General features: G+C 72.3%; 18 protein-coding genes and 1 pseudogene. 14 read left to right on the top strand and 5 right to left on the bottom strand.

Going from position 1 to position 23,167, the window contains the following annotated elements; all coding sequences use genetic code 11:
- Positions 1 to 54: 54 nt before the first annotated feature.
- Complete coding sequence (locus P3G67_RS25565; protein WP_391858342.1) at positions 55 to 2,610, top strand: MFS transporter; 2,556 nt, start codon at positions 55 to 57, stop codon at positions 2,608 to 2,610.
- Positions 2,611 to 2,651: 41 nt separating this feature from the next.
- On the opposite strand, the gene P3G67_RS25560 is transcribed toward P3G67_RS25565, so the two are convergent.
- Positions 2,652 to 4,295, bottom strand: a complete 1,644-nt coding sequence (locus tag P3G67_RS25560) for an MFS transporter (protein WP_276095593.1) — start codon at positions 4,293 to 4,295, stop codon at positions 2,652 to 2,654.
- A 229-nt stretch (positions 4,296 to 4,524) separates the two neighbouring features.
- Between P3G67_RS25560 and P3G67_RS25555 the strand changes: the two genes are divergently transcribed.
- From P3G67_RS25555 to P3G67_RS25530, 6 genes are all read left to right on the top strand, one after another.
- Positions 4,525 to 6,951 carry an ATP-binding SpoIIE family protein phosphatase gene (locus P3G67_RS25555; protein ID WP_276095592.1) on the top strand — a complete coding sequence of 809 codons (2,427 nt, stop codon included), beginning with the start codon at positions 4,525 to 4,527 and terminating at the stop codon, positions 6,949 to 6,951.
- 124 nt (positions 6,952 to 7,075) lie between these two features.
- The gene (locus P3G67_RS25550; protein ID WP_276095591.1) at positions 7,076 to 7,795 is read left to right on the top strand and encodes a class I SAM-dependent methyltransferase; all 720 of its coding nucleotides are present in this window, start codon (positions 7,076 to 7,078) and stop codon (positions 7,793 to 7,795) included.
- Between the two features lie 135 nt (positions 7,796 to 7,930).
- Positions 7,931 to 8,773 (top strand): M55 family metallopeptidase, encoded by an 843-nt coding sequence (locus P3G67_RS25545; protein ID WP_276095590.1) that lies wholly within the window; start codon positions 7,931 to 7,933, stop codon positions 8,771 to 8,773.
- Positions 8,766 to 10,133: a M20/M25/M40 family metallo-hydrolase gene (locus tag P3G67_RS25540; protein WP_276095589.1), complete on the top strand. Its 1,368-nt coding sequence runs from the start codon at positions 8,766 to 8,768 to the stop codon at positions 10,131 to 10,133. Before P3G67_RS25545 ends, P3G67_RS25540 begins: the two co-directional genes overlap by 8 nt.
- 12 nt (positions 10,134 to 10,145) lie before the next feature.
- Positions 10,146 to 12,137, top strand: a complete 1,992-nt coding sequence (locus P3G67_RS25535; RefSeq protein WP_276095588.1) for a S9 family peptidase — start codon at positions 10,146 to 10,148, stop codon at positions 12,135 to 12,137.
- Positions 12,138 to 12,263: 126 nt separating this feature from the next.
- Positions 12,264 to 13,316, top strand: coding sequence for an NAD-dependent epimerase/dehydratase family protein (locus P3G67_RS25530; protein WP_276095587.1), 1,053 nt, complete (start codon positions 12,264 to 12,266; stop codon positions 13,314 to 13,316).
- Positions 13,317 to 13,401: 85 nt separating this feature from the next.
- Here P3G67_RS25530 and P3G67_RS25525 read toward each other — a convergent pair whose 3' ends face one another.
- Both P3G67_RS25525 and P3G67_RS25520 read right to left on the bottom strand, forming a co-directional pair.
- Complete coding sequence (locus tag P3G67_RS25525) at positions 13,402 to 14,523, bottom strand: sensor histidine kinase (RefSeq protein ID WP_269858890.1); 1,122 nt, start codon at positions 14,521 to 14,523, stop codon at positions 13,402 to 13,404.
- A complete protein-coding gene (locus P3G67_RS25520; protein ID WP_313881280.1) occupies positions 14,516 to 15,265 on the bottom strand; it encodes a response regulator transcription factor in 750 nt (249 codons plus the stop codon). Before P3G67_RS25520 ends, P3G67_RS25525 begins: the two co-directional genes overlap by 8 nt.
- A gap of 159 nt (positions 15,266 to 15,424) precedes the next feature.
- Here P3G67_RS25520 and P3G67_RS25515 point away from each other — a divergent pair, with 159 nt between their 5' ends.
- The 5 genes from P3G67_RS25515 (at position 15,425) to P3G67_RS25495 (ending at position 18,747) form a co-directional block, all read left to right on the top strand.
- Positions 15,425 to 16,141, top strand: coding sequence for a glycosyltransferase family 2 protein (locus P3G67_RS25515; RefSeq protein ID WP_391858341.1), 717 nt, complete (start codon positions 15,425 to 15,427; stop codon positions 16,139 to 16,141).
- A complete protein-coding gene (locus tag P3G67_RS25510; RefSeq protein ID WP_276095585.1) occupies positions 16,138 to 16,803 on the top strand; it encodes a TIGR04282 family arsenosugar biosynthesis glycosyltransferase in 666 nt (221 codons plus the stop codon). Before P3G67_RS25515 ends, P3G67_RS25510 begins: the two co-directional genes overlap by 4 nt.
- The gene (locus P3G67_RS25505; RefSeq protein WP_276095584.1) at positions 16,800 to 17,489 is read left to right on the top strand and encodes a methyltransferase domain-containing protein; all 690 of its coding nucleotides are present in this window, start codon (positions 16,800 to 16,802) and stop codon (positions 17,487 to 17,489) included. Before P3G67_RS25510 ends, P3G67_RS25505 begins: the two co-directional genes overlap by 4 nt.
- A gap of 23 nt (positions 17,490 to 17,512) precedes the next feature.
- Positions 17,513 to 18,214, top strand: coding sequence for a helix-turn-helix transcriptional regulator (locus P3G67_RS25500; protein WP_276095583.1), 702 nt, complete (start codon positions 17,513 to 17,515; stop codon positions 18,212 to 18,214).
- Positions 18,215 to 18,324: 110 nt separating this feature from the next.
- The gene (locus P3G67_RS25495) at positions 18,325 to 18,747 is read left to right on the top strand and encodes a hypothetical protein (RefSeq protein ID WP_276095582.1); all 423 of its coding nucleotides are present in this window, start codon (positions 18,325 to 18,327) and stop codon (positions 18,745 to 18,747) included.
- A 383-nt stretch (positions 18,748 to 19,130) separates the two neighbouring features.
- On the opposite strand, the gene P3G67_RS25490 is transcribed toward P3G67_RS25495, so the two are convergent.
- Positions 19,131 to 20,264: a molybdopterin-dependent oxidoreductase gene (locus P3G67_RS25490; protein WP_276095581.1), complete on the bottom strand. Its 1,134-nt coding sequence runs from the start codon at positions 20,262 to 20,264 to the stop codon at positions 19,131 to 19,133.
- 123 nt (positions 20,265 to 20,387) lie between these two features.
- On the opposite strand from P3G67_RS25490, the gene P3G67_RS25485 reads away from it, so the two are divergent.
- Positions 20,388 to 21,749 carry a glycosyltransferase 87 family protein gene (locus P3G67_RS25485; protein WP_276095580.1) on the top strand — a complete coding sequence of 454 codons (1,362 nt, stop codon included), beginning with the start codon at positions 20,388 to 20,390 and terminating at the stop codon, positions 21,747 to 21,749.
- 81 nt (positions 21,750 to 21,830) lie between these two features.
- On the opposite strand, the pseudogene P3G67_RS25480 reads toward P3G67_RS25485, so the two are convergent.
- Positions 21,831 to 22,289 (bottom strand): annotated as a pseudogene (locus P3G67_RS25480) (GNAT family N-acetyltransferase); the annotation flags it as partial.
- 165 nt (positions 22,290 to 22,454) lie between these two features.
- Here P3G67_RS25480 and P3G67_RS25475 point away from each other — a divergent pair.
- Positions 22,455 to 23,120 (top strand): 4'-phosphopantetheinyl transferase family protein, encoded by a 666-nt coding sequence (locus P3G67_RS25475; RefSeq protein WP_276095579.1) that lies wholly within the window; start codon positions 22,455 to 22,457, stop codon positions 23,118 to 23,120.
- Positions 23,121 to 23,167 lie beyond the last annotated feature (47 nt).

The raw sequence follows: 23,167 nt of genomic DNA, 5'->3' as shown, positions 1-23,167 counted from the left end.
CGTTCCTGTCGCGTAATGCGAGAAATGGCCCGCAGCGTGACGAGGGGAGCAGCAGTGGGCGGGACCGCACTGGCCGGACAGGCCGAGAGGACCGACAGCGCCGGGCCGGGTCAGGGCGCGGAGCGACCGAAGGCGCCGGGCCGGGCGACGGCCGCCCCGGGCGCGGCAACCCGCGTACCGCATCAGGGCACTCCGCCTCCGCACCAGCCGTACGAGGCCGAGCCCGCCCGCCAGGCGCCCGCGTCCTGCGAGGACGCCGAGGAGCCGTACGAGGGTGCCGAGGAGTCTTACGAGGGCGCCGAGGGGCCGCCCGCCACGGTGCAACTGAGTGCGCGCCGGGTGCGGATGGTCTTCCTCGGGCTGATGCTCACCCTGCTGCTCGCCGCCCTGGACCAGACCATCGTGGCGACCGCACTCCCCAAGATCGTCGGGGAGTTGCACGGGCTGGGCCATATGTCATGGGTGGTGACCGCCTATCTGCTGGCCTCCACCGTGGGCCTGCCGATCTACGGCAAGCTCGGCGACATCTTCGGCCGCAAACCTGTCTTCCAGTTCGCGATCGCCACGTTCGTCATGGGCTCGGCCCTGGCGGGCTGGTCGCACTCGATGGACGAACTCATCGTCTTCCGTGGCCTGCAGGGGATCGGTGGCGGCGGTCTCATGATCGGCGTTCAGGCGATCATCGCCGACATCGTGCCGCCCCGACGACGCGGCCGCTACATGGGCCTGATCGGTGCGGCGTTCGGGCTGGCCTCGGTGGCGGGACCGCTGCTCGGCGGTTTCCTCACCGACCACGCCTCGTGGCGCTGGTGCTTCTACGTCAACGTGCCCTTCGGGCTGATCACCCTCGTGGTGATCGCCCTGGTGCTGAGACTGCCCAGGCCCACGGCCCGCCCGCGACTGGACGTGCTCGGCGCCCTGCTGATCGTCGCCCTCTCCATCTGCCTTGTGCTGCTGACCAGTTGGGGCGGTACCCGGTACGCGTGGCGATCGGATGTGATCGTCGGCCTCGCCGCGGGTGCGCTCGTCGCCGGCGTCGGCTTCCTTGTCGTCGAGCGGTTCGCGGTCGACCCGATCATTCCGCTGCGGCTTTTCCGGGACCGGGTGTTCACCGTCAGCGGGCTCGTCGGCGCCGCCGTCGGGGTCGCGCTGTTCGGCGCGGCAACCTATCTGCCGACGTTCCTGCAGATGGTGGACGGGGCCTCCGCCACCCGGTCCGGGCTGCTGACGCTGCCCATGACCGGCGGCGTGGTGGTCGCCTCCATCGTCTCCGGCCAACTCATCAGCCGCACCGATCACTACAAGGCCTATCCGATCCTCGGCTGTGCGTGCGCGTCGGTCGGCACCTGGCTGCTGTCCCGGCTTGACGGCAGCACCCCGCGCACCGTCTACAGCGGTTGGCTGGCCCTGCTCGGCGTGGGCATCGGACTGTGCCTGCCGGTGCTCGTCCTGGCCGTGCAGAACACCGTCCGCCCCACTGACCTGGGCACCGCGACCTCGGCCAACAACTACTTCCGGCAGATCGGCGGTTCACTGGGCGCGGCGGTGTTCGGCACGCTGTTCGCCCACCGGCTCACCGCCCGTCTCGCCGTGCGACTGCCGCACTCGGCGCGGCTGCCAAACCCCGACTCGATCACCCCGCAGCTGGTGCACGCGTTGCCCGCGCCGCTGCGCGACGGCTATGTGCGGGCGTACGCGGAGGCCATGCCGCGGATCTACCTGTACCTGGTGCCGGTGCTCGTCTTCGGCTTCCTGCTCGCCTTTCTGCTCAAGGAGAAACTCCCGGTGACCCAGAACGGTCCGGCGACCGGTGCGCAGTCGCTCATCCCCGAGGCACGGTCCGCTCCCGGCGCGGGCGTCCCCGTGTGCGGTACGGTCCAGCACTCCGACGGCACCACGGTGGCCCGCGCGGCCCTGACCCTCATCGACGCCTCCGGTCGACAGATCGGGCGCGGCGCCACCGGTGACGACGGGCGGTACGCGCTCAGCACACCGGGCAACGGCAGCTATGTGCTCATCGCGTCCGCGGGCGGCCACCAGCCGCAGGCGGTCACCGTCACGGTCGGGGAGCGTCCGGTGGACCTCGACGTGGTGCTCGGTGGCGCCGGACGGCTGGCGGGCGCGGTCCTGACCGCCGACGGCACGCCGGTACCGGACGCCATCGTGACCCTGACCGATGTGCGCGGCGAGGTGGTGGCCAGCACCCGCACCAGCCGCGAGGGCTCTTACGTGCTCACCGAACTCATCGCGGGCGAGTACACGCTGGCCGCCAGCGCCCCCGCGTTCCGCCCCGCGGCGCTGCCGGTCTCCGTGCAGGCCGCCCGCGAGACCCGGCAGGACGTGGAGCTGGCGGGTGGCGCGGTGCTGCGCGGTACCGTCCGGGCGCCGGACGGACGGCCGGTGGAGGACGCCCGGGTGACCCTGCTGGACGCGGCGGGCAACGTCGTCGACTCGGTCACCACTGGCGGCGACGGCGTCTTCCGCTTCGTTGACCTGGCGGCGGGTTCGTACACCGTGATCGCGGCGGGCTACCCGCCGGTGGCCACCGTCCTACAGGTCGCGGGCGGTGGACGCACCGAACGCGACCTTCAACTGGGCCACGAGGACTGACGCGTATCGCCGGGGCGCTGAGCGCGGTCGCCCGACCGCGCTCAGCGCCCCGCCGCCGTCCGGCACGGTGTGCCGCGCGGCAGTTGGTAGCGAGCGCCGATCCGGAAGACTCCCGGCTCGGCCGCCCGCAACCGCGTCCACTCGCCGTCCTGCTCCAGACAGGCGTTTCCGCCTCCCAGCACCCCGAGCCACGGCGACCAGGTCACCCGCACCAGAACCGCCCCCGGCTTGGGAACTCGCACCGACATCTCGCCCTCCGCCGCCCGCACCACCTGTGCGGGGGCGTCGGCCAATGGCGACGCGTCGGTGACGCGGAACACCCGCCAGTGCGCGTCGTGCCAGACCGGCCGCAGCCACGGCTGCCCGGCGGCGACGATGCGCGCCTCCGCGACCGAGGCGCCGTCCGGCTCGGCGTTGGGCAGCACCACCAGGCTCACTCCCCAGCGCCGCAGCCACTCGTGGTAGGCCTCGGCCGTCAGCGTGCCGTGGTAGAACAGCGGGTTCCGCTCGACGTCAACCTGCCGGTTCCAGCCGCGCGCCAGGTTGACGTACGGCGCCAGGCCCGCCGACTCCCAGTGCGTCTGCGCGGCGACCGCCTCCACCCGTCCGCGATCCGCGCCCAGCCGGTCCAACTCGGTGAGCAGCGGCCGCGAGTAGGCCGACCAACCCGCGGCGGGCGCGGTGGAGAGCAGGTCCTGAACGGGCTTGAAGATCTGCCAGACCAAGGCGACGGCGAAGGCGAGCCCCAGCACGAGCGTCTTCCTGGCGTCCACCTCCCTGCTGGCCGCGATGGCGGCCAGCAGCAGCGGGCCGCCGAACAGCAGCGCCAGACGCACCACATTGCTGCCCACCGGCGACGGGACCGCCAAAGTCAGCACGACCCCCAGCACGTAGACCGCGGCGCCGATCCGCATCGGCCGCCAGGACTTCGGAGCGCACACCGCCAGCGGCGCCGCGACCAGCACCGGCAGCAGCGCACCGCCCCACGAGAACGGCTGCACCCCGTAGAAGGGGAACAGCAGCGTCGTCGTGGCGACCACCAGCACCGGCCCGGCCGCCATGGCGCAGCCGGCCTTGCGCCGCCCGGTGAGCATCAGCGCCGCCGCCACCACTTCCACGAACAGCCCCGCCACCGGACTGGAGAGCGTGGCCAGCGCACCCAGCGCCGCCGCCGTCCCACCACGCACGAACCGGTTGCCCCAGGTCTCGTACGCGGCCCAGACGGCCGCCAGGCCGAACAGCACCCCGACGGCGAACGTCACCCGTCCCGACACCGTGTCGCACCACAGCGAGAAGGCGCCCCACAGAGCCGGTGTCATGGGTTGCCGAACCCCCGAGCGGATCAGCAACTGGGCGAAGACGGCGGCGGAGAGGGTGCCCACGATCATCGCCGTCGTGCGGACCCCCGCGAACGCCATCAGGTAGGGCGTCAGCACGCTGTACGAGACGGGATGCATACCGCCGTACCACGACAGGTTGTACGCGGAGTCGGGGTTGTGCTGTGCGAACTCGGTCCATGCGTACTGCGCGGCCAGGTCACCGCCCTCGGCGGCCAGGAACAGCGCCCACACCACATGGAGCGCACCTGCCAGCAGCACCGCCGCGACAACGGGATGCCTCAGCCACGACGCCGCGGGCAGACGTGGCAGAAGCGCGGCGCGAGGGGCCGGTTCGAGCGTGCTCATGGGTGTTTGCTCCCGGTCTTTCCCCAGATGCCGTACCAAGAACGGGACGCTAACACGCACGTCGCTCAGACCGTGGTAGCGGGTGACTCGTGCTGGCGTGCGCCGGATTCTCGCTTTGCGCCCACCGGCTTCGCCCCGGGTCGTACGGTGGTACCGGCGTCGCAGATCTTGCACCGCGGCGGGGGACGGCCGTGGGCCGCGGCCCCACAGGGAAGGAGTCCCGCGGACGATGGACCACCCCATGCCGCCCGAGCCGACCAGCACACCTCCCGGACGGATCCCGCTGGCCGTGGTCGTCATGGACGGCGACGGCCTGGTCTCGCACTGGAGCAGTGGCGCGCGTCGACTGCTGGGCACGGCACGAGACGAGGCGGTGGGTCGCCCGGGTGTCGACCTGCTGCCAGTCACCGGCGCGTTGACCGCTCAGGAGGAGGACGGCGACCGGGCCGGGCCGGAACTGGACGTCTCGCTCTCCGATGTGACCCCCTATCCGACCGCCGGGCGGGCGCACCTGTCCGATGCCCAGGGCGGCCCCGTCGATGTGCTCTGGTGGGCGTATCCACTGGCGGGTCCGGGCCCGGAGCGGTTGCTGGTGCTGATGGCCGACGCGGCCCGGCTGGGCGTCGACGAGTGCGCGGACGGCGGCCGCGCCAGGCCGCTGGAACGCGTGTCTCCTGGCTTCGCCCTGCACACCGAGTTCCCCGGCGCGGACCTGCTGGGCGAGCGGCTGCCCGACATCCTGCCCAACATGGGACCCGCGGGCAGCAGCCGTATCGTTTCCCAGGTACTCGAACTCGGCTATCCGGTAATGGAGATCAGCCAGTACGAGCGGGTGCCCGTCACCCCCGACTGGGGTGTGCCCAGATACCTGGAGCGGCGGGCCAAGCTCCGTCAGCGCCATGAGGTGCCTGCCGCGACCTCGGACGCGCCCGCCGCGGTGACATCGCGGGATGATGCCCTGGACCTCGAACACGCCGCTGTTCGGGAGCGGTTGGAGTTCCTCAACGAGGTCTCCGGGCGGATCGGCTCCTCCCTCGACCTGGAGCGCACCATCCGCGAGGTGACCAGCGCGGCCGTGCCGCGCTTCGCCGACTTCGCCGGAACGCACCTGCGGGCTGAGGTGCTCGCGGGCGAGGGCTTCCCCGACGGGCCGCCGGACGTCACCACCATCTGGCACCGGGTGTGGGTCGAGCACAACGACGAACCGGGCCGCTGGGACGACACCGTCCCGGTCGGCGAGGCCATGGCGTTTCCCGAGCACACCCCGTTCTTCCAGTGCATGGTCACCGGTGAACCCGTACTCATCCCGCTGATCAGCGATGAGTTGGGCGACCGGATCGCCGCCCAGTTCGAGAAGCGCGATCTGCGCCCGCTGATCAATGGACGGTCGATCCTCATCGTCCCGCTCAAGGCGCGCCATGTGGTGCTGGGCTTCATGGTGCTGCTGCGCCGCGGCGACCGCTCGGCGTTCAACGACATGGACCGTGCTACCGGCGCCGAAATGGCCGCCCGTGCGGGGCTGGTCCTCGACAACGCCCGTATGTACACCCACCAGGAGAGCGTCGCCGAAACGCTCCAGGACCGGGTGCTGCCGAGGATCAGTCCGCGGATGCCGGGCTGCGACGTCGCCACCCGCTACCTGCCGGGTACCCGGCTCGGGCGGATCGGCGGCGACTGGTTCGACACCATCCGCCTGCCCGGTTCCCGGATGGCGCTGGTGGTGGGCGATGTCATGGGACACGGCCTCAACTCGGCGGTCATGATGGGACAGTTGAGGACCGCCGTGCAGACGATGGCAGCACTTGACATGCCGCCGGCGCAACTGCTTCGCCACCTGGATGACCTGGCGCAGCGCCTTGGGGAGCACTACCTGGCCACCTGTCTGTACGCGGTGTACGACCCGGTCGAGTCGGATCTGCTGATTGCCAACGCTGGTCATATTCCACCTGTTCTGGTCAGGGCCGAGGACGGCCGAAGTGAACTGCTGCAACTGCCGACGGGCGCGCCGATAGGAGTCGGCGGCGTGCCGTTCGAGACCGTTCGGGTACCCGTGGCACCCGGTGACCGGTTGCTGTTGTGCACCGACGGCCTGGTCGAGGTGCGTGGCCAGGACATCGGCACCGGGCTGGCCGCCTTGTGCGAGACCGCGGCGCATCCGGCGGCCTCGATGACCGACGCGTGTGACGCGATCATCCGTGCGCTCAATCCCGTCGGCGGCCGCAAGGACGATGTGGCCCTGTTGATGGCCCGGCTCAACGGCATCCCGCGCTCGGACGTGGCGACCTGGACCCTGGCCCCACGGGCCGGCGAAGTGGCGCGAGCTCGCCAACTGACTCGTGAAACGCTGCGCCGCTGGGACCTGGAACAGGCCTGCGAAACCGCGGAGTTTCTGGTCGGCGAGGTCGTCACCAACGCCGTACGGCACGCCCGCACACAGAGCGTTGAACTGAGGCTGGTGAGGGCCGACGCGCTGCTGTGCGAAGTGAGCGACGACGACCAGGCGGTGCCCGTGCTGCTCGGCACCGGTCCCGACGACGAGTACGGCCGGGGCCTGCGTCTTGTGGACCGGCTCTCCCGGAAGTGGGGCACCAGCCGCAGGGCGCACGGCAAGACCGTGTGGTTCGAACAGCCGCTGCCCTGCGGGAGGCGCGCGTAGCCTGCCGCGCGCCATGCGCACAGGGCGCATGCATGCGGAACGTCGGAACGCGCTCCTTGCCGTGGTGCCGCTCGGGCCGACAGCAAGGATCTTGACGGTTTCTCGTTTGGTGTCGGGAGTTCATATGGGTGTATCCAGCCGCTATGCCGAGGCGTGGGAGGGGTACTGGAAGGACACCCCGGTCGCTCCGGGAGCGGCGATCTGGGACTGCGACGCCGCGCTGAGCGCCGAGCCGCACATGGAACTGCTCGCTCCGTACCTTGGCGCGGGGACGCTGCCGATGGTGGACCTCGGCTGCGGCAGCGGCACCCAGACCCGCTACCTCGCGAAGCGCTTCGGGCGCGCGGTCGGCGTGGACTTCTCGGCGGCGGCCGTCGAGTACGCGAGGCAGTGCGATCCGGACGGCCTCGCGGAGTTCCGGCGGCTGGACGCGTCCGACGCGGCGGCCATGCAGCGGCTGCACACGGAGTTGGGCGACGCACACGTCTATATGCGTGGGGTGATCCATCAGTGCGAGGGGGCGGCGCGCCCGGCGGTCGCACAGGCCGTGGGCACACTGGTCGGTGGGCGTGGGCGGGCCTTCGTCGTGGAGCTGCTGTCGGAGGCGAAGTCGGTGCTGCGGGAGGCCGCCGAGGGAGACGGCGGGCCGCCGCCGAAGCTGGCCAGTGTCTTCGCGCATGGGTTGACGCCGGGTGAGGTGGATGACGCATCCGTGCCCGAACTGCTCTGCGACGCTGGGCTTTCGGTGCTCGCGCGGGGTCGGATCGAGTTGGTGATGACGGAGCACCGCCCGGACGGCTCGCGCATGGACCTTCCCGCGCAGTGGCTGGTGGTGGGTCGCTGAGAGTGATGTCATGCCGCCGAGTCTCCGGCGGCTGAAGCATGGCCGCCAGGCCTGTGGATAACTCTAGAGGTCTAGACCTCTAGAGTTATCCACAGGCCTGGCGGCCGCCGTCGACCGACGCGTACCGTCCGAGCCATGAGAATTCTGATCAGCGCGGACATGGAGGGCGCCACTGGCGTCACATGGCCCGCCGACGTGCTTCCGGGCACCGAGCAATGGCAGCGGTGCCGCGGCATGTTCACGTCCGACGTGAACGCGGCGATCGCCGGTTTCTACGACGGCGGCGCCGACGAGGTCGTGGTCAACGAGGCCCACTGGACCATGCGCAACCTCCTGCTGGAACAACTCGACAAGCGAGCCGAGATGCTCACGGGGCGTCACAAGGACCTCTCGATGGTCGAGGGCGTGCAGTACGAAGACCACCGCAGACCCGACGGCATCGCGTTCGTCGGGTACCACACCGGCGCGGGCACCGAAGGCGTCCTGGCCCACACCTACCTCGCCAACTCCATCACCGGCGTGTGGGTCAACGGTGAGCGGGCCAGCGAGGGACGGCTCAACGCGCTGGTCGCCGCCGAGTACGGAGTCCCCGTCGTCCTGGTCACCGGCGACGACCGCACCGCCCTCGACGCTCACACCTACGCACCCGACGCCTACACCGTAGGAGTGAAGGACTACGTGTCGCGGTACGCCGCCGTGTGCCGACCGCCGGCGCGCACCGCGGAGGACATCAGAGCCGCGGCCAAGCAGGCGGCGGCACTGGCCGTACGCCAGGAACCGGCGCGGGGCGGTCCGTTCAGCGTGGAAGTGGAGTTCGACGCCGCGCACCTCGTCGGAGCCGCCTGCGTCGTGCCCTCGGTCGAGCGGTGTGGCGAACGCCGCGTTCGGTACGCCGCGACGACCATGTACGAAGGCATCAGATGCTTCAAGGCCGTGACCACACTCGTCTCGGCGGCGGTGGAGGAGCAATATGGCTGAGACAACGCTCGCGAGCGTGACGCGGACGGTTCAGGACGACACAGTCGCCTTCGACGAAGTGGTCCGCCTCACCTCGGACCTGATCCGGATCGACACCTCCAACCGCGGTGGCGGCGACTGCGTCGAACGACCCGCGGCCGAATACGTCGCCGAGAAGCTGGCCGACGCGGGGCTCGAACCCCAGGTCCTGGAATCCGCGCCCGGCCGGGCCAACGTGGTGGCCCGCATCGAAGGAACCGACCCCTCTGCCGACGCCCTGCTGGTCCACGGCCATCTGGACGTGGTGCCCGCGGAGCCCGCCGACTGGACCGTGCACCCGTTCTCCGGCGAGGTACGGGACGGTGTCCTGTGGGGCCGTGGCGCCATCGACATGAAGAACGCGGACGCGATGGTGCTGGCGACGGTCCGGGCCTGGGCACGCCAAGGGCGCAGGCCGCGGCGGGACATCGTGCTCGCCTTCACCGCCGATGAGGAGGACAGCGCGGAGTACGGGGCGGACTTCCTCACCCGGCAGCACGCTGACCTGTTCGAGGGCTGCACCGAAGGCATCAGCGAATGCGGGGCGTTCACCTTCCACAGCGCCGAAGGCCTGCGTATCTACCCGGTCGCCGCCGGGGAGCGCGGCACCGCATGGGTCAAACTCACCGCGAACGGCACGGCCGGGCACGGCTCCAAGGCCAACCCCGACAACGCCGTCAGCGCACTGTCCGCCGCCGTCACCCGCATCGCCGACCACCAGTGGCCGCTGCGGCTCACCCCCACCGTACGGGCCGCACTCACCGAACTCGCCGCCCTGCACGGCCTCGAAGCCAACCTTGACGCCACATCCCCCGACGAACTCTCGCGCGCTGTGGCCGGGCTGCTGTCCCAACTCGACCCGGCAGCAGGTCTGGTGGACACGACACTGCGCAACAGCGCCAACCCGACCATGCTGTCGGCCGGTTACAAGGTCAATGTGATCCCGGGCAGTGCGACGGCCCATGTGGACGGCAGAACACTGCCGGGCGGCGAAGAGGAGTTCATCCGCACCCTGGACCAGCTCACCGGTGACGCGGTGAACTGGGAGTTCTACCACCGGCAGGTGCCACTGGAGGCGCCGGTGGACTCGCCGACCTTCGCGGCGATGCGGGAGGCACTGCTGCACTTCGACCCGGGTGCGCATGTGGTGCCGTACTGCATGTCGGGCGGTACGGACGCTAAGCAGTTCTCCCGGCTCGGCGTCGTCGGCTACGGCTTCTCGCCGCTGAAGCTGCCCGTCGGCTTCGACTACGGGGCGCTGTTCCACGGCGTTGACGAGCGGGTGCCCGTGGAGGCCCTGCACTTCGGCGTCCGAGTCCTCGACCGCTTCCTGAGCCGCTAGGAGATGACCGGCATGACCGTCCTCACCGCCCCGTACGGCACCTGGGAATCACCCATCGACGCGGCGACGGCAGCGTCCCGCGACGGCCGACCCGAGTTCGCCCGCATCGTCGGCGACGAACTGTGGTGGACCGCCCCCCGTCCCGCGGAGGGCGGGCGGCGCGCCCTGATGCGCCGACACGCGGACGGCACCGAGGAGTCCGTACTGCCACCGCCCTGGAACGTCCGCAGCCGTGTCATCGAGTACGGCGGCCTCCCGTGGGCCGCAACGGACCGTGCGGCCGGGCGGGGACCGCTGATCGTCTTCGTGCACTTCGCCGACCAGCGGATGTTCGCCTATGAGCCCGATGCGCGGGGGAGTCGGCCGCGTCCTCTCACGCCGGTCTCAGCGGTCGGGGACGGACTGCGTTGGGTGGACCTCCAGATACACCCCGACCGTGGCGAAGTCTGGTGCGTGCTGGAGGAGTTCACCGGTCAGCGCCCCACCGACGTTCGACGCGTCCTGGCCGCGGTGCCGTTGGACGGGTCGGCGGCCGAGGACCGTACGCGGGTGCGCGAACTCACCGAGGACACCAACCGGTTCGTGACCGGACCGCGGCTGTCGCCGGACGGAGCGCACGCCGCCTGGATCGCCTGGGACCATCCGCGGATGCCCTGGGACGGCACGCAGGTGTGGATCGCCGATGTGACCGATGACGGACTCTCCGGGGCGCGCACCCTCATCGGCGGCCCCGACGAGTCGATCGCACAGATCGACTGGGCGCGGGACAACACGCTGCTGGCCGCGACGGACCGCACCGGCTGGTGGAACATTCACCGGGTCGACCCGGCCACCGGCGAGGCGGTCAACCTCTGCCCCCGCCAAGAGGAGTTCGCAGGACCGCTGTGGCGCATCGGACTGAGCTGGTTCGCCCCGCTGGACGACGGACTGATCGCCGTCCTCCATGGCCGAGGAGCGCACCGCCTCGGCATCCTGGATGCCGCCACGGGAGAACTCACCGACGTCCCCGGGAAGTGGAGCGAGTGGGACGCCACGCTCACCGCGTCCGGAACGCGGGTCGTCGGGATCGCCGCCACCGCCACCACCGATCACGAGATCGTGGAGGTCGACATCCGCACCGGCCGCCCCCGCGCGGTCGCCGCCCACCACAGCGACGCCGTGGACCCGGACCACTTGCCGGTCCCCGTCGAGCGCACCTTCACCGGCCCGGACGGCCGGGAGATCCAGGCCCAGCTCTACCCACCGAACAATCCCGGGTTCACCGCACCCGACGGCGAACTTCCGCCCTATGTGATCTGGGCGCACGGGGGTCCCACCAGCCGGGCACCGCTCGTACTCGACCTGGAGATCGCCTACTTCACCTCCCGGGGCATCGGTATCGCGGAGGTCAACTACGGCGGATCGACCGGGTACGGACGTGCTTACCGCAACCGGTTGCGCGAGCAGTGGGGCGTGGTGGACGTCGAGGACTGCGTGGCGGTCGCGGAGGCGCTGGTCGCGGAGGGCGTGGCCGACCCGGCGCGGTTGGCGATCCGCGGGGGAAGCGCGGGTGGGTGGACCGCCGCCGCCGCGCTCGCCTCCGGCTCCACCTTCGCCTGCGGCGCGATCAGCTACCCGGTACTCGACCTGACCGGCTGGTCGGAGGGCGGTGAGACCCATGACTTCGAGTCCCAGTACCTGGAAACGCTGGTCGGCCCGATCGCCAAGGTCCCCGAGCGGTACCGGGATCGCTCCCCGGTCAGCCACGCGGACCGGATCCGCGTGCCCTTCCTGCTCCTGCAGGGGCTGGACGACGTCATCTGCCCGCCAGTGCAGTGCGAGCGGTTCCTGGCGGCCCTTGCCGGACGCGGCGTCCCGCACGCGTACCTCACCTTCGAGGGCGAGGGCCATGGTTTCCGCCGCCAGGAGACCATCGCCCGCTGCCTGGAGGCCGAACTCTCCCTGTACGCACAGGCATTGGGCTTCGTGGCGCCGTCCACGGCGACCCTGGAGCTGACCATATGACGGCGGCCGAAGGCCGCTCGGCAAGCGCCAAGGCGGGGTGGCGCGGGGAGAGCAGCGATCTTACGAATCGCTGACGTACCGGCCGCGCCGCCACCAGCGGCGCCGGACGGCCCGTACGGTCGGTCCATGCTGGTACTCGTCACCGGAGGCGCGGGTTTCATCGGCTCGCACATCGCCACCGCACTCACCGAAGCCGGGCACGGAGTGCGCGTACTCGACGCGCTGCTGCCCGCCGCGCACACCGTGCCGCCGGACGTCGCGCCCGAGGTCGACTTCGTACGCGCCGATGTGCGTGACCCGGCCGCCGTTGAGGAGGCGCTGCGCGGAGTCGACGCCGTGTGCCACCAGGCCGCGATGGTCGGACTCGGCAAGGACTTCGGTGACGCGCCCGACTATGTGAGCTGCAACGACCTGGGTACGGCGGTTCTGCTGGCGGCCATGGCCCGGGGCACGGTACATCGGTTGGTGCTCGCGGGTTCGATGGTGGTGTACGGCGAGGGGAGGTATGACTGCGCACGGCACGGCATGGTCCGCCCCGGCCCGCGCAGGGTGTCCGACCTGGACGCCGGTCGCTTCGAGCCGCGCTGCCCGCACTGCGGTGAGCCGTTGCGGCCCGGGCTGGTGGACGAGGACGCCCCGGTCGATCCGCGCAATGTCTACGCCACCACGAAGCTGGCCCAGGAGCATCTGGCGGCGGCGTGGGCCCGGGCGGTCGACGGCACGGCGGTGTCGCTGCGGTACCACAACGTGTACGGACCGGGGATGCCACGCGACACGCCCTATGCGGGGGTGGCCGCACTGTTCCGTTCCGCACTGGAGAGGGGGGAGAGCCCGAGGGTCTTCGAGGACGGCGGTCAGCGGCGGGACTTCGTCCACGTACGGGACGTCGCCACGGCGAACGTCGCCGCGTTGGAGTCGGAGGCGATGACCGGCATGCTGCGGCCGTACAACGTCGGCAGCGGCACACCGCACACCGTGGGGGAGATGGCCACCGCGCTGGCAACCGAGTACGGCGGCCCGGCGCCCGTGGTCACCCGTGAGTACCGGCTGGGCGACGTCCGCCACATCACCGCCTCGTCACGGCGGATCCAGGAGGAACTCGGCTGGTCGGCGACCGTCGGATTCGGCGCGGGCATGGCGGAGTTCGCGAAGGCGCCGCTGCGCGGCGGGCGCGGCTAGGGCGCTTCCGGCGAGCCTCGGCCCGTCGGTACGGCCGAGCGAGGCCGCGCCGCGCGCCCGGCCGTGAACTGCCGGACCAGTGCCGTCAGTTCGGTGCCGCCGGTAGCACGACGTCGAATCGGCAGCCGCCGGGTACGTTGCGGACGGCGGCGTAGCCGTGGTGGGCCTCCACGATGCCGCGGACGATGGCGAGGCCAAGTCCGGCCCCCGCCGGAGGAGTTCTGGCACCGGTGCCACGCCAGCCGGTGTCGAAGACCCGTGGCAGGTCCTCGGGCGGGATGCCGCCGCAGCCGTCGGTGACCGAGAGCACCACGGAGTTGGCCTCCCGGTGCGCGGCCACCGCGACCGTGCCGTCTGCCGGGGTTCGATGGATCGCGTTGACCAGCAGGTTCGCCAGCACACGGGTCATCTCGCGGCCGTCGACCTCCACCGGCACCGGTTCGACGCCGTGCCCGATCAGCCGTACGCCGTGCTCGCGCGCCAGCGCGTCCGCGCCCGCGATGGCGTCGCCCACCAGGTCGTACACGGAGATCCGGGCCGGTGACAGGGGCAGTGCGCCCGCCTGGATGCGGGAGAGCTCGAACAGGTCGCCCACCATCGCGCTCAGCCGTTCCACCTCGGTGCGGATCTGCGCGTGGTACCGCGCGGGGTCGTCGGCGATGCCGTCCTCCAGGGCCTCGGCCATGGCGCGCAACCCGGCCAGTGGGGTGCGCAGATCGTGGGAGATCCAGGCCACCAGTTCGCGCCGGGAGGCCTCCAACGCGCGTTCGCGCTGCCGGGAGGCCGCGAGTTTGGCGCTGGTGGCGGCCAGTTCCCTGCCCAGCTCGGCGAGTTCGGCGGTCGGCGCGCCGTCCGGGGCGGTGAACGGCGTCAGTCCGGCGCCGTCGCCCAGCGCCCGGGTGGCCGAGGCCAGTGCCCGGCTGCCCGCCACGACCCGGCGTCCGAGCAGCAGTGCCACGGTGAGGGAGACCACGGCCGCCATCGCGCAGACCAGGATGATGACCCGCAGGTCGTGCGAGGACAGGAACATCGCCCACGCCACCGACAACGTCCCGGCCAGCATCGCGGCCACCGAGACGGTGGGCACGACGGCCACCGCCAGTGCGACCGAGCGGTTGCGCAGCAGCCGTAGGGCGAACGCGCCCAGCAGGCCCGCGAGGGCGGCGCCTGCCGCGGCGTACGCGGCGATCACCAGCAGGTCATGCATCGGCTACCGCCCCATCCGTGCCGTCGCCGGACGGCGCGCCCTCACCCGAGGCCTCCCCGCCGGACGACGTACCGTCCGGCGGATCGAACCGGTACCCGACCCCCCACACGGTGCTGATCAGCCTGGGCCGGGCTGGATCGTCCTCGATCTTCTCGCGGAGGCGGCGCACATGGACCGTCACCGTGGACAGGTCGCCGAACTCCCAGCCCCACACGCGGTGCATCAGTTCCTCGCGGCCCAAGACCCGTCCCGGATGCCGCAGGAAGAAGGCGAGCAGGTCGAACTCGCGGATGGTGAGGGCCAGTTCGGCGCCGCCCCGGGTGGCGCGGCGCGCCGCCGGATCCAGCGCCAGCGGGCCGGAGAGCAGCCAGGGGCCGGGCGCCGTCGGGGCGCCCACCCGGCGCAGTACCGACTCCACCCGCAGCACCAGCTCGCGGGGACTGAACGGCTTGGTGACGTAGTCGTCCGCGCCGATCTCCAGGCCGAGGATCCGGTCGTCCTCGTCACCGCGCGCCGTCAGCATGACGACCGGCACCGGTCCTTGCTCGCGGATCCGGCGGCAGACCTCAAGGCCGTCGATGCCGGGCAACATCAGGTCGAGCACGACCAGGTCAGGTCGTGTCGCGGCGGCGCGGGCCACGGCGGTGTGGCCGTCGGCCGCCCGTTCCACCGCGAATCCGGCACGGTCCAGGTACCCGGCGACGATCTCGGCGACGGTCGGATCGTCGTCCACGACGAGGATCCGGCGGGCGGTGTTGTGAGCTGCTGCGGTGGTCACGTCTCGAGTCTCGCACCGGGGCCATCGGCGCGTCGGGGCGAGACCGCCCGCCGGGCGCGACGTCCGTGTTTCGTAAGGATCCAGAATCCTGAATGCGGCTTTTGTCTTCGTAGGGTGAGGAGGGTGACCGAGAACCCCTCGCCGCCAGACGACGGCAGTCCACAGAACGCCCCGCTGATCGACGTTGTCCTGCCCTGCCTCGACGAGGCGGCGGCGCTGCCCTGGGTGCTGGACCGGATCCCGCCCGGCTGGCGGGCGATCGTGGTCGACAACGGTTCGACCGACGGCTCGGCCGAGATCGCCGAGAAGCTCGGCGCGCATGTGGTGCGCGAGCCGGAGCGCGGCTTCGGCTCCGCCTGCCACGCGGGGCTGCGGGCCGCCACCGCCGAGGTCGTGTGCTTCTGCGACTGCGACGCCTCGCTCGACCCCTCGCTGCTGCCGTCCGTCGCGCAGCCCGTACTGGACGGCCGCGCCGACCTCGTGCTCGGCCGCCGCAGGCCGACCGCGCGCCACGCCTGGCCGGTGCACGCCCGCCTCGCCAACCGCGAACTGGCCCGGATGATCCGCCGCCGCACCGGGCTTCGGCTGCGCGACCTCGGCCCCATGCGCGCGGCGCGGCGGGAGCGACTGCTGGCCCTCGACCTGACCGACCGTCGCTCCGGCTATCCGCTGGAGATGGTGGTGCGCGCCGCCGACGAGGGCTGGCGGGTGCTGGAACTGGACGTTCCGTACGCTCCGCGAACGGGCCGCTCCAAGGTCACCGGCACCTGGCGGGGCACCTGGCACGCGGTGCGGGACATGCGGGCGGTGCTGCGCCGCCCGGCGGGGGTGGCGCGATGAGCGCGGGACGGCCAACGCCCGCCGGACCGTCCGGCCCGGCGACCCTGCTGGTGATCGCCAAGGAGCCGGTGCCCGGCCGGGTCAAGACCCGGCTCACCCCGCCGTTCAGCCCCCTCCAGGCGGCGGCGCTGGCCGAAGCCGCGCTGGTGGACACCCTGGACGCGGTGCGGCGGGCGCCCGCCCGGCGGCGGGTGCTGGTGCTGGACGGCACGCCCGGTGCGTGGCTGCCGCCGGGGTTCGAAGTGCTGCCGCAGGCGGCGGGCGGACTGGACGAGCGGCTGGCCGCCGCCTTCGGCGCCTGCATGGAGGGCCCCGCCCTGCTCGTCGGTATGGACACCCCGCAGCTCAGCCCGGAACTCCTGGCCCCGGCGCTGGGTTCGGGGGCGTGGCGGGAGTGCGACGCGTGGTTCGGACCGGCGGCGGACGGCGGGTTCTGGGCGCTGGGGCTCGCCAGTCCCGATCCCGCGTTGCTGCGCGGCGTACCGATGTCCACCAGTCGTACCGGCGCGGTGCAGCGGCAGCGGCTGGTCGACGCCGGGCTGCGGGTCCGCGACCTGCCGTCGCTACGGGACGTCGACACCGCCGCGGACGCCGCCGCCGTCGCCGCCGAGGCGCCCGGCTCCCGGTTCGCCGCCCTGCTCACGGGGTTGACCGTCTCATGAGCATCACAGAGTTGACGCAGCGTCAGCGAACTCGGCGGCCGTGGGTGGACGACCCGTACGCGCGCGCCCTGCGCACCGGGCGCGGCCCGCTGTTCCTGCGCCGGTCCGACGGCTGGCTGCTGCCACTGGACGTGGAGCGCTGGTGCGCCGCGCCGGACGCCACGGACACCGCGCTGCTGCGCCGATGTCAGGGCCCCGTGCTCGACATCGGCTGCGGACCCGGCCGTCTGGTCGCCGCGCTCACGGCGTACGGGCACGGCGCGCTCGGCGTCGACGTCAGCCCGGCCGCCGTGGCCCGCACCCGGGGCGCGGGCGGAGCCGTACTGCACCGCTCGGTGTTCGACAGGCTGCCCGCAGAGGGCAGTTGGGGCACCGCGCTGCTGGCCGACGGCAACATCGGCATCGGCGGTGATCCGCACGCGCTGCTGCTGCGGATACGCGAACTCCTCGCCCCCGCAGGCCGGTTGCTGGTCGAGGCGGCGCCGTACGACGTCGACGAGCGGCTGACGGTACGGGTGGAGGACGCCCGCGGCAGGCACGGCAGCGACTTCCCCTGGGCCCGGCTGGGCACCCGCGCCCTGCTCGCGGCGGCGGCCGACACCGGCTGGAGCCCGGCGGAGCGCTGGGAGGCCGACGGCCGCCCCTTCGTGGACCTGCGTCGCTGCGCACCGCCCGACCAGCCCTGAGGATCCCGGCTAGGGTCGTCGCCGTGAACCGCACGGACCGGCTGTACGCGCTCGTTGAGGAGCTGCGCGCCGCCTCGCCCCGCCCCCGCAGCGCCCGTTGGCTCGCCGGGCGCTTCGAGGTCAGCACCCGCACCATCGAACGCGATCTCAACGCCCTTCAGCAGTCCGGCGTTCCCGTCTACGCGGAACAGGGCCGCTCGGGAGGCTACGTCCTGGACCGGGAACGGACCCTTCCGCCACTGAACATCACCCCCGGGCAGGCCACCGCGCTCGCCGTCGGCCTGCACACGCTCGCCGGCACACCCTTCGAGGACGACGCACGCGACGCGCTGCGCAAGGTACTCGCCGTGATGCCGGAGCGGGAGCGGGCGGCGGCCGGGGAGTTCGCCGCGCGGGTGCGGCTGCTGGTGCCGTCGTCATCGTCGCCCGAGGTGCCGCGGGTGATACGGGAGGCGCTGTCCGCCCGGCGGGTGCTGCGGCTGGTCTACGCGGACGCGCGGGGTGAGACGACCGAGCGGCTGGTCGAGCCGCTGGGATTCCTCGGCGGTGAGCGGTGGTACCTGATCGGGTGGTGCCGGCTGCGGGACGCGGTGCGCGGCTTCCGCCTCGACCGTGTCCAGGACGCGCAACAACTGGACGAGATCGCTCCACCGCGCCTGGTCGACCTCTGCGAACTGGACACCCTGGGCCGGGAGAAGGCCCGGTTGAGCGAGATCGCCAGGTAGCGCCAGAGCCATGGACGATCCGGCCGCAAACACCGACAGGGGGGTGTCGCCGAAGCCCACCAGAGTCGTTCCCGACGAGTTCGACGGGCCCTCTGCGAAAGGCGTTCGGCATGACCACGCACACCCGGACCACTGACCTCACCCGCGCCCACGGCATCCGCCTGTTCGACCAGTGGACGGCGCTCTGGAACGGCGACCTAGCGCTCGCCCAGCTGATCCTCACCCCCGGATTCCGCATCCGCTTCGCGTCCGCCATCGCCGACACCGCCGACGCCTTCCGCGGACCCGCCGACATCGCCTTCCTGATCGGCGAGTTCCGGGACCGGTACCCCGCCCCCGGACTGCGCTACGCCGTGGACGGCACGCCCGCGGTGGACCTGGCCACCCGAACTGTGGCCGCGCGCTGGACCGTTGACGTCCCCGACGCGGCGGGCGACGTCACCACCAAGAGCGGTATCGACATGCTGGCCCTGGACGGCGACCGCGTCGCCGAGGTGTGGTCGGTCACCGGCGCCCGTCGCTTCGCGCCGTGACCGGATCCCGGACCGGGCCGCCGCCAGCACCGTGGCGGCGGCCACCGCGGCCAGGGCGATGAGCAGGCCGCGCCCGTAGTCCAGGGGAAGCACGGAGGGGTTGGCCACTGGGCCTGGCCTCAGCAGGGCGGGCAGCGCCACCGCGGTCACGCATCCCGCCGCGATCAGGCCGCCGCGCAGCGGACCGCGCACCCGGCGCGGCACCCGTAGCGCGGCCCCGACCGCCAGCACCACGGGCACCAGCACACCGTCGTGCAGCAGCACGGCCCCCGCCAGCCACCAGGCGACGTCCAACGGGTCGCGCACATAGGGATCGGTGAGCAGGACGGACAGGCCGACGCCCAAGGCCGCCAGCCCCAACGCGCCGATCACCAGGCGGGTCTTCATGACAGCATCTCCAGCCGGGTGACCCACTTGGTCTGGAGTACACCCGGGCGGTTCGGGGCGATGATCCGGGCCGGGAAGCCGTGGTCGAACGACAGCGGTCGGCCGTTGAGGGAGAGCGCCAGCAGCGTCAGCGGATCGCGGGCGTAGGAGGCGCCCATCTCCGACACCCCGTAGTTCCCGCCGCGCTCCAGTGACACCACCCGGACCCGGGCGTGCGGTGGGGCGCCCGCGCGGTCGATCAGGTCCCGTATGGGGACTCCCGTCCAGTGCCCGTTCCTGCTCCAGCCCTCCACACAGGCGATCGGCAGGACGGCGGACCGCTGCGCCAGCGAACGCAGTTCGGCGAGCGTCAGCTCGTAGGGGCGTGGGCCCACCACACGCAGCCGCCAGTCGGACACCAGGTCCGCGGTGACGCCCGCCGCGGCGGCCGTGCGGTTGACCGGCAGGCCCTGCGGGCCGTGGTCCGGCTGGCGCGCCCCCAGCAGATCGAGGTCCTTGAGCGGACCGAAGGCCTGTCCCACCGTCGTCAGCGTCACCGCGCCCACCGCGGCGCCCACCGCCGCGACGAACGACCGCCGGTCGGGACCGTCCACGTCCGCCGACTCCGCGTCCGGCCGGACGCGGCGCCAACTCGCCGCGATCACCGGCGCCTTGACCGCGATGTGCAGCAGCAGCGAGCCCACCGCCACCCAGGCCAGCGCGAAGTGCACCTGGCGGAACGGGAACGGCCACGGATACCACTGCACCGTGTCCAACAGCCCGGTGAACAGCTCCAGCAGCGCACTGGCCACCAGCACGGCGATCGACAGCCGCTCCAGCGCGTGCAGCACCGACCGCACCGGCGGCCATCCGAACAGCCGGGGATACACCGTCCACAACTTGGCCAGCAGCAGCGGAACCGCCGCTATGCCGCTCGCCACATGCAGCCCCTGGGTGAGCCGGTACCCCCACACCGGACGGCTCGGCAGCATGTTGACCGCCCAACTCGGCGGCTGCTGAAGGTAGTGGCTGACAACTCCGGTGACGAAGCAGGTCAACATGGCGGCGCCCAGCGCCCGGCCGATCACCGTCGCCGTCCGCGCGTCATGCAACCGCCCCCGGAAGACGGGCAGCGGCGGTCGGAATCCCATCGCTCTCATGGCTCCATCCCACAGCGGAATAGCCGCGTACGGGGGGTCGTGACTCCTTACGGAATGCGGACACCGCACCCGGGAAGATCGCCTTGCGCCGCCTCGGCTGCCACCGTGGCACCTGTGGGAGTACGCACTGTCATCACCGCCGCCCTGCTCGCCGTCCTGACCGCGGTCACCGCCGCCACCGTGCGCATCGGCGGCGACCTCGGCGCGCCCGACCACCTGCTGGCCTGGTACGGCGTGGGCTGGGCGCTGTTCGCCGCGGCCGTCTGGGCGGTACGGAAGGTTCCGCGCCGGGCGGCGGTGGCGCTCGTGCTGGTCGGCGGGGTGGCGCTGGCCGCCGCCGCGCTTTCGGCGCCGCCGCGCACCAGTGACGACATGTACCGGTACGCGTGGGACGGCCGGGTGCAGGCTGCCGGGATCTCGCCGTACGCCTATCCGCCCGCCGCGCCGGAACTGGCCCGGCTGCGCGACCCCTGGCTGTTCCCCTCCGGCACCGCGTGCCGGGCCTGGGACCTGCACCCGGCGCCAGGAGGCGTGTGCACCCACATCAACAGGCCGACGGTGCACACCATTTACCCGCCGGTCGCCGAGGGCTGGTACCTGGGCGTGCACGCGGTCTCCCCGGCGGGCAGCCGCCACAAGCCCTTCCAGGTCGCGGGCGCGGTCCTGGCCGTGGCGACGGCCGGGGCGCTGCTGCTGGTGCTGCGGCGGCGCGGCGATCCCTGGCGGGCGGCACTGTGGGCGTGGTGCCCGGCGGTGGCCTTCGGCGCGGTCAACGACGCGCATGTGGACACCCTCGGCGTGCTGTTCATGGTGCTCGCCTTCGCGGTCGGGCCGGGGGTGCGCCGTGGGGCGCTGCTTGGTGCCGGCATCGCGGTCAAACTCCTGCCCGCGCTCGCACTGCCCGGTGCGCTGTCCGGCGTGCTGGCTCCCGGCCGGCGCTGGCGGGGCCGGCTCGCCGAGGCCGCCCGGGTACTGGTCCCCGCCGTTCTGGTGATCGCCCTCGCGTATCTGCCGTACGTGGTCGTCTCGGGCACCGGAGTGATCGGGTACCTGCCCGGCTATCTGCACGAGGAGGGGTACGACGCGGGCAGCGTCGGCCGGTTCGCGCTGCTGCGGCTGGTACTGCCGGACGCGTGGGCCGGGCCGGTCGCCGTCGCGCTGATCGCGCTGGCCGCGCTGTACGTGCTGCGCTTCGGCGACCCCCAACGGCCCTGGCGCGGCGCGCTGTTGGTGACCGGCACGGCGCTGCTCGTCACCTCGCCCGGCTACTACTGGTACGCGCTACTGGTGGTCGCGCTGGTCTGTCTGGACGGCCGCTGGGAATGGCTCTCGATCCCGGCCGCGGGCATGGTCCTCTACGTCGAGGGCGCGGAAGGACTGCGCGGCGTCCCGACACAGGCCTGGCCCTTCGGCCTGGCGGCCCTGACGGTGGTCACGGGGGCACTGCTGCGGCGGCGCTCCTCCGCCGCCGCGTAGCCGCGCGTACACCACCACGTCCCGAGGCTCACCGGCGATCCACCGCCCACCGGGCAGCAGCCCCTCCCGCTGGAATCCGGCGCGCTCGGCGGTGCGCAGTGACGCCGTGTTCCACGGTTCCACAAGGAGTTCGAGTCGGGGCAGGCGCAGCGTTCGCAGGCCCCAAGTGGTCATCGCCCGCAGCGCGTCGAGCGCCGCTCCCTGGCCGCGTGCGGACGCGGCGACCCAGTAGCCGAGGGACGCCCGCCCTTCCCCGAGCGGTCGGAACGAGGCCGCACCGACGGGACGAGGACCGCGGTCGCGGGCGATGACGAACGAGAAGCTCTCGCCGCCGACGGCCCGCCGCCACTGCCGTTCGACGAACTCGACGCCGGCCGCCGCCGAGTACACGCTCGGCACGGTGGTGATCCACGGGATGTAGGGATCGGCCGACGCCTCGCGGATCAGCGGTAGGTCCTCCAGCGACCAGGCGCGCAGCGTGAAAGCGTCCCCCGCGGGGAGGGTGGGGACGACGAAGGGAGGTACCAGCGCAGACGTCATGGAGCCATCCTGGCGGGAGATGCGGGCCGGGAGCACGCGGATATTGGGGAGTTGGCCGGGTGGTGGGAAGATCGGGAGGTACTGCTGGGACGTCCGAGGGCTGGAGAGATGACCGTACCGACGCCGCCTGCGCGGATTGTTCCGCGTGTACTTGGTACCGGAACGTTGACCGGTGGGCTTGAGCGGCCCGGGGTGCGGGAGCCGGCGCACGTGTGGCTGCTGCGGGTTTCCAGCTACAAGGCCGAATCGGACGGACTCGACGTGCTGGACGCGGCGGAGCGCCGGCGCCACCAGGCGTTCGTCCGGGCGGAGGACCGCGATCGCTACGCGGTCGCGCACGTCGGGCTGCGGCGGCTGCTGGGCGCGTACACGGATACGGCACCGGGTGAGATGGTCTTCGTACGCGAGTCGTGCCCGCTGTGCGCCGGCCCGCACGGCCGTCCCGCGGTCAGCGGCGGCGCACCGCACTTCTCGCTCTCGCACAGCGGCGACCTGGTCCTGATCGCCGTCGCCGCCAACCCGGTCGGCGCCGACGTGGAGGAGATCCCCGCGCTCTCGGTTGCCGACGACGTCGCCCGTACCCTCCACCCGCTGGAGCAGGCCGAATTGGCCGCACTGGCCCCGGCAGACCGCGTCCTCGCCTTCTCCCGCTGCTGGACCCGCAAGGAGGCCTACCTCAAGGGCACCGGCGAGGGCCTGGCGGGCGGTCCCGAGCGCATGTACGTGGGCACCGGACCCGAGCCCGCGGCCGTGGCGGGCTGGGCGCTGGCCGACATCCCCGTGGACGACGGATACGGCGCGGCGATCGCAACCGCGTCGACGCCGCGCTGATGGACAGCCAACCTGCTTTCGTCAATGGGTCGTTGTTCCAAACCGGG

It is taken from the genome of Streptomyces silvisoli (assembly GCF_029269905.1).
GTDB lineage: Bacteria > Actinomycetota > Actinomycetes > Streptomycetales > Streptomycetaceae > Streptantibioticus_A > Streptantibioticus_A silvisoli_A.
This window is presented reverse-complemented; position numbering and strand designations above follow the sequence as displayed.

What these genes read in the sequence shown, in the direction of transcription:
- P3G67_RS25560 (WP_276095593.1), bottom strand. Translation starts at nt 4,295, where the DNA reads ATGAGCACGCTCGAACCGGCCCCTCGCGCCGCGCTTCTGCCACGTCTG.
- P3G67_RS25555 (WP_276095592.1), top strand. Translation starts at nt 4,525, where the DNA reads ATGGACCACCCCATGCCGCCCGAGCCGACCAGCACACCTCCCGGACGG.
- P3G67_RS25550 (WP_276095591.1), top strand. Translation starts at nt 7,076, where the DNA reads ATGGGTGTATCCAGCCGCTATGCCGAGGCGTGGGAGGGGTACTGGAAG.
- P3G67_RS25545 (WP_276095590.1), top strand. Translation starts at nt 7,931, where the DNA reads ATGAGAATTCTGATCAGCGCGGACATGGAGGGCGCCACTGGCGTCACA.
- P3G67_RS25540 (WP_276095589.1), top strand. Translation starts at nt 8,766, where the DNA reads ATGGCTGAGACAACGCTCGCGAGCGTGACGCGGACGGTTCAGGACGAC.
- P3G67_RS25535 (WP_276095588.1), top strand. Translation starts at nt 10,146, where the DNA reads ATGACCGTCCTCACCGCCCCGTACGGCACCTGGGAATCACCCATCGAC.
- P3G67_RS25530 (WP_276095587.1), top strand. Translation starts at nt 12,264, where the DNA reads ATGCTGGTACTCGTCACCGGAGGCGCGGGTTTCATCGGCTCGCACATC.
- P3G67_RS25525 (WP_269858890.1), bottom strand. Translation starts at nt 14,523, where the DNA reads ATGCATGACCTGCTGGTGATCGCCGCGTACGCCGCGGCAGGCGCCGCC.
- P3G67_RS25510 (WP_276095585.1), top strand. Translation starts at nt 16,138, where the DNA reads ATGAGCGCGGGACGGCCAACGCCCGCCGGACCGTCCGGCCCGGCGACC.
- P3G67_RS25505 (WP_276095584.1), top strand. Translation starts at nt 16,800, where the DNA reads ATGAGCATCACAGAGTTGACGCAGCGTCAGCGAACTCGGCGGCCGTGG.
- P3G67_RS25495 (WP_276095582.1), top strand. Translation starts at nt 18,325, where the DNA reads ATGACCACGCACACCCGGACCACTGACCTCACCCGCGCCCACGGCATC.
- P3G67_RS25490 (WP_276095581.1), bottom strand. Translation starts at nt 20,264, where the DNA reads ATGGGATTCCGACCGCCGCTGCCCGTCTTCCGGGGGCGGTTGCATGAC.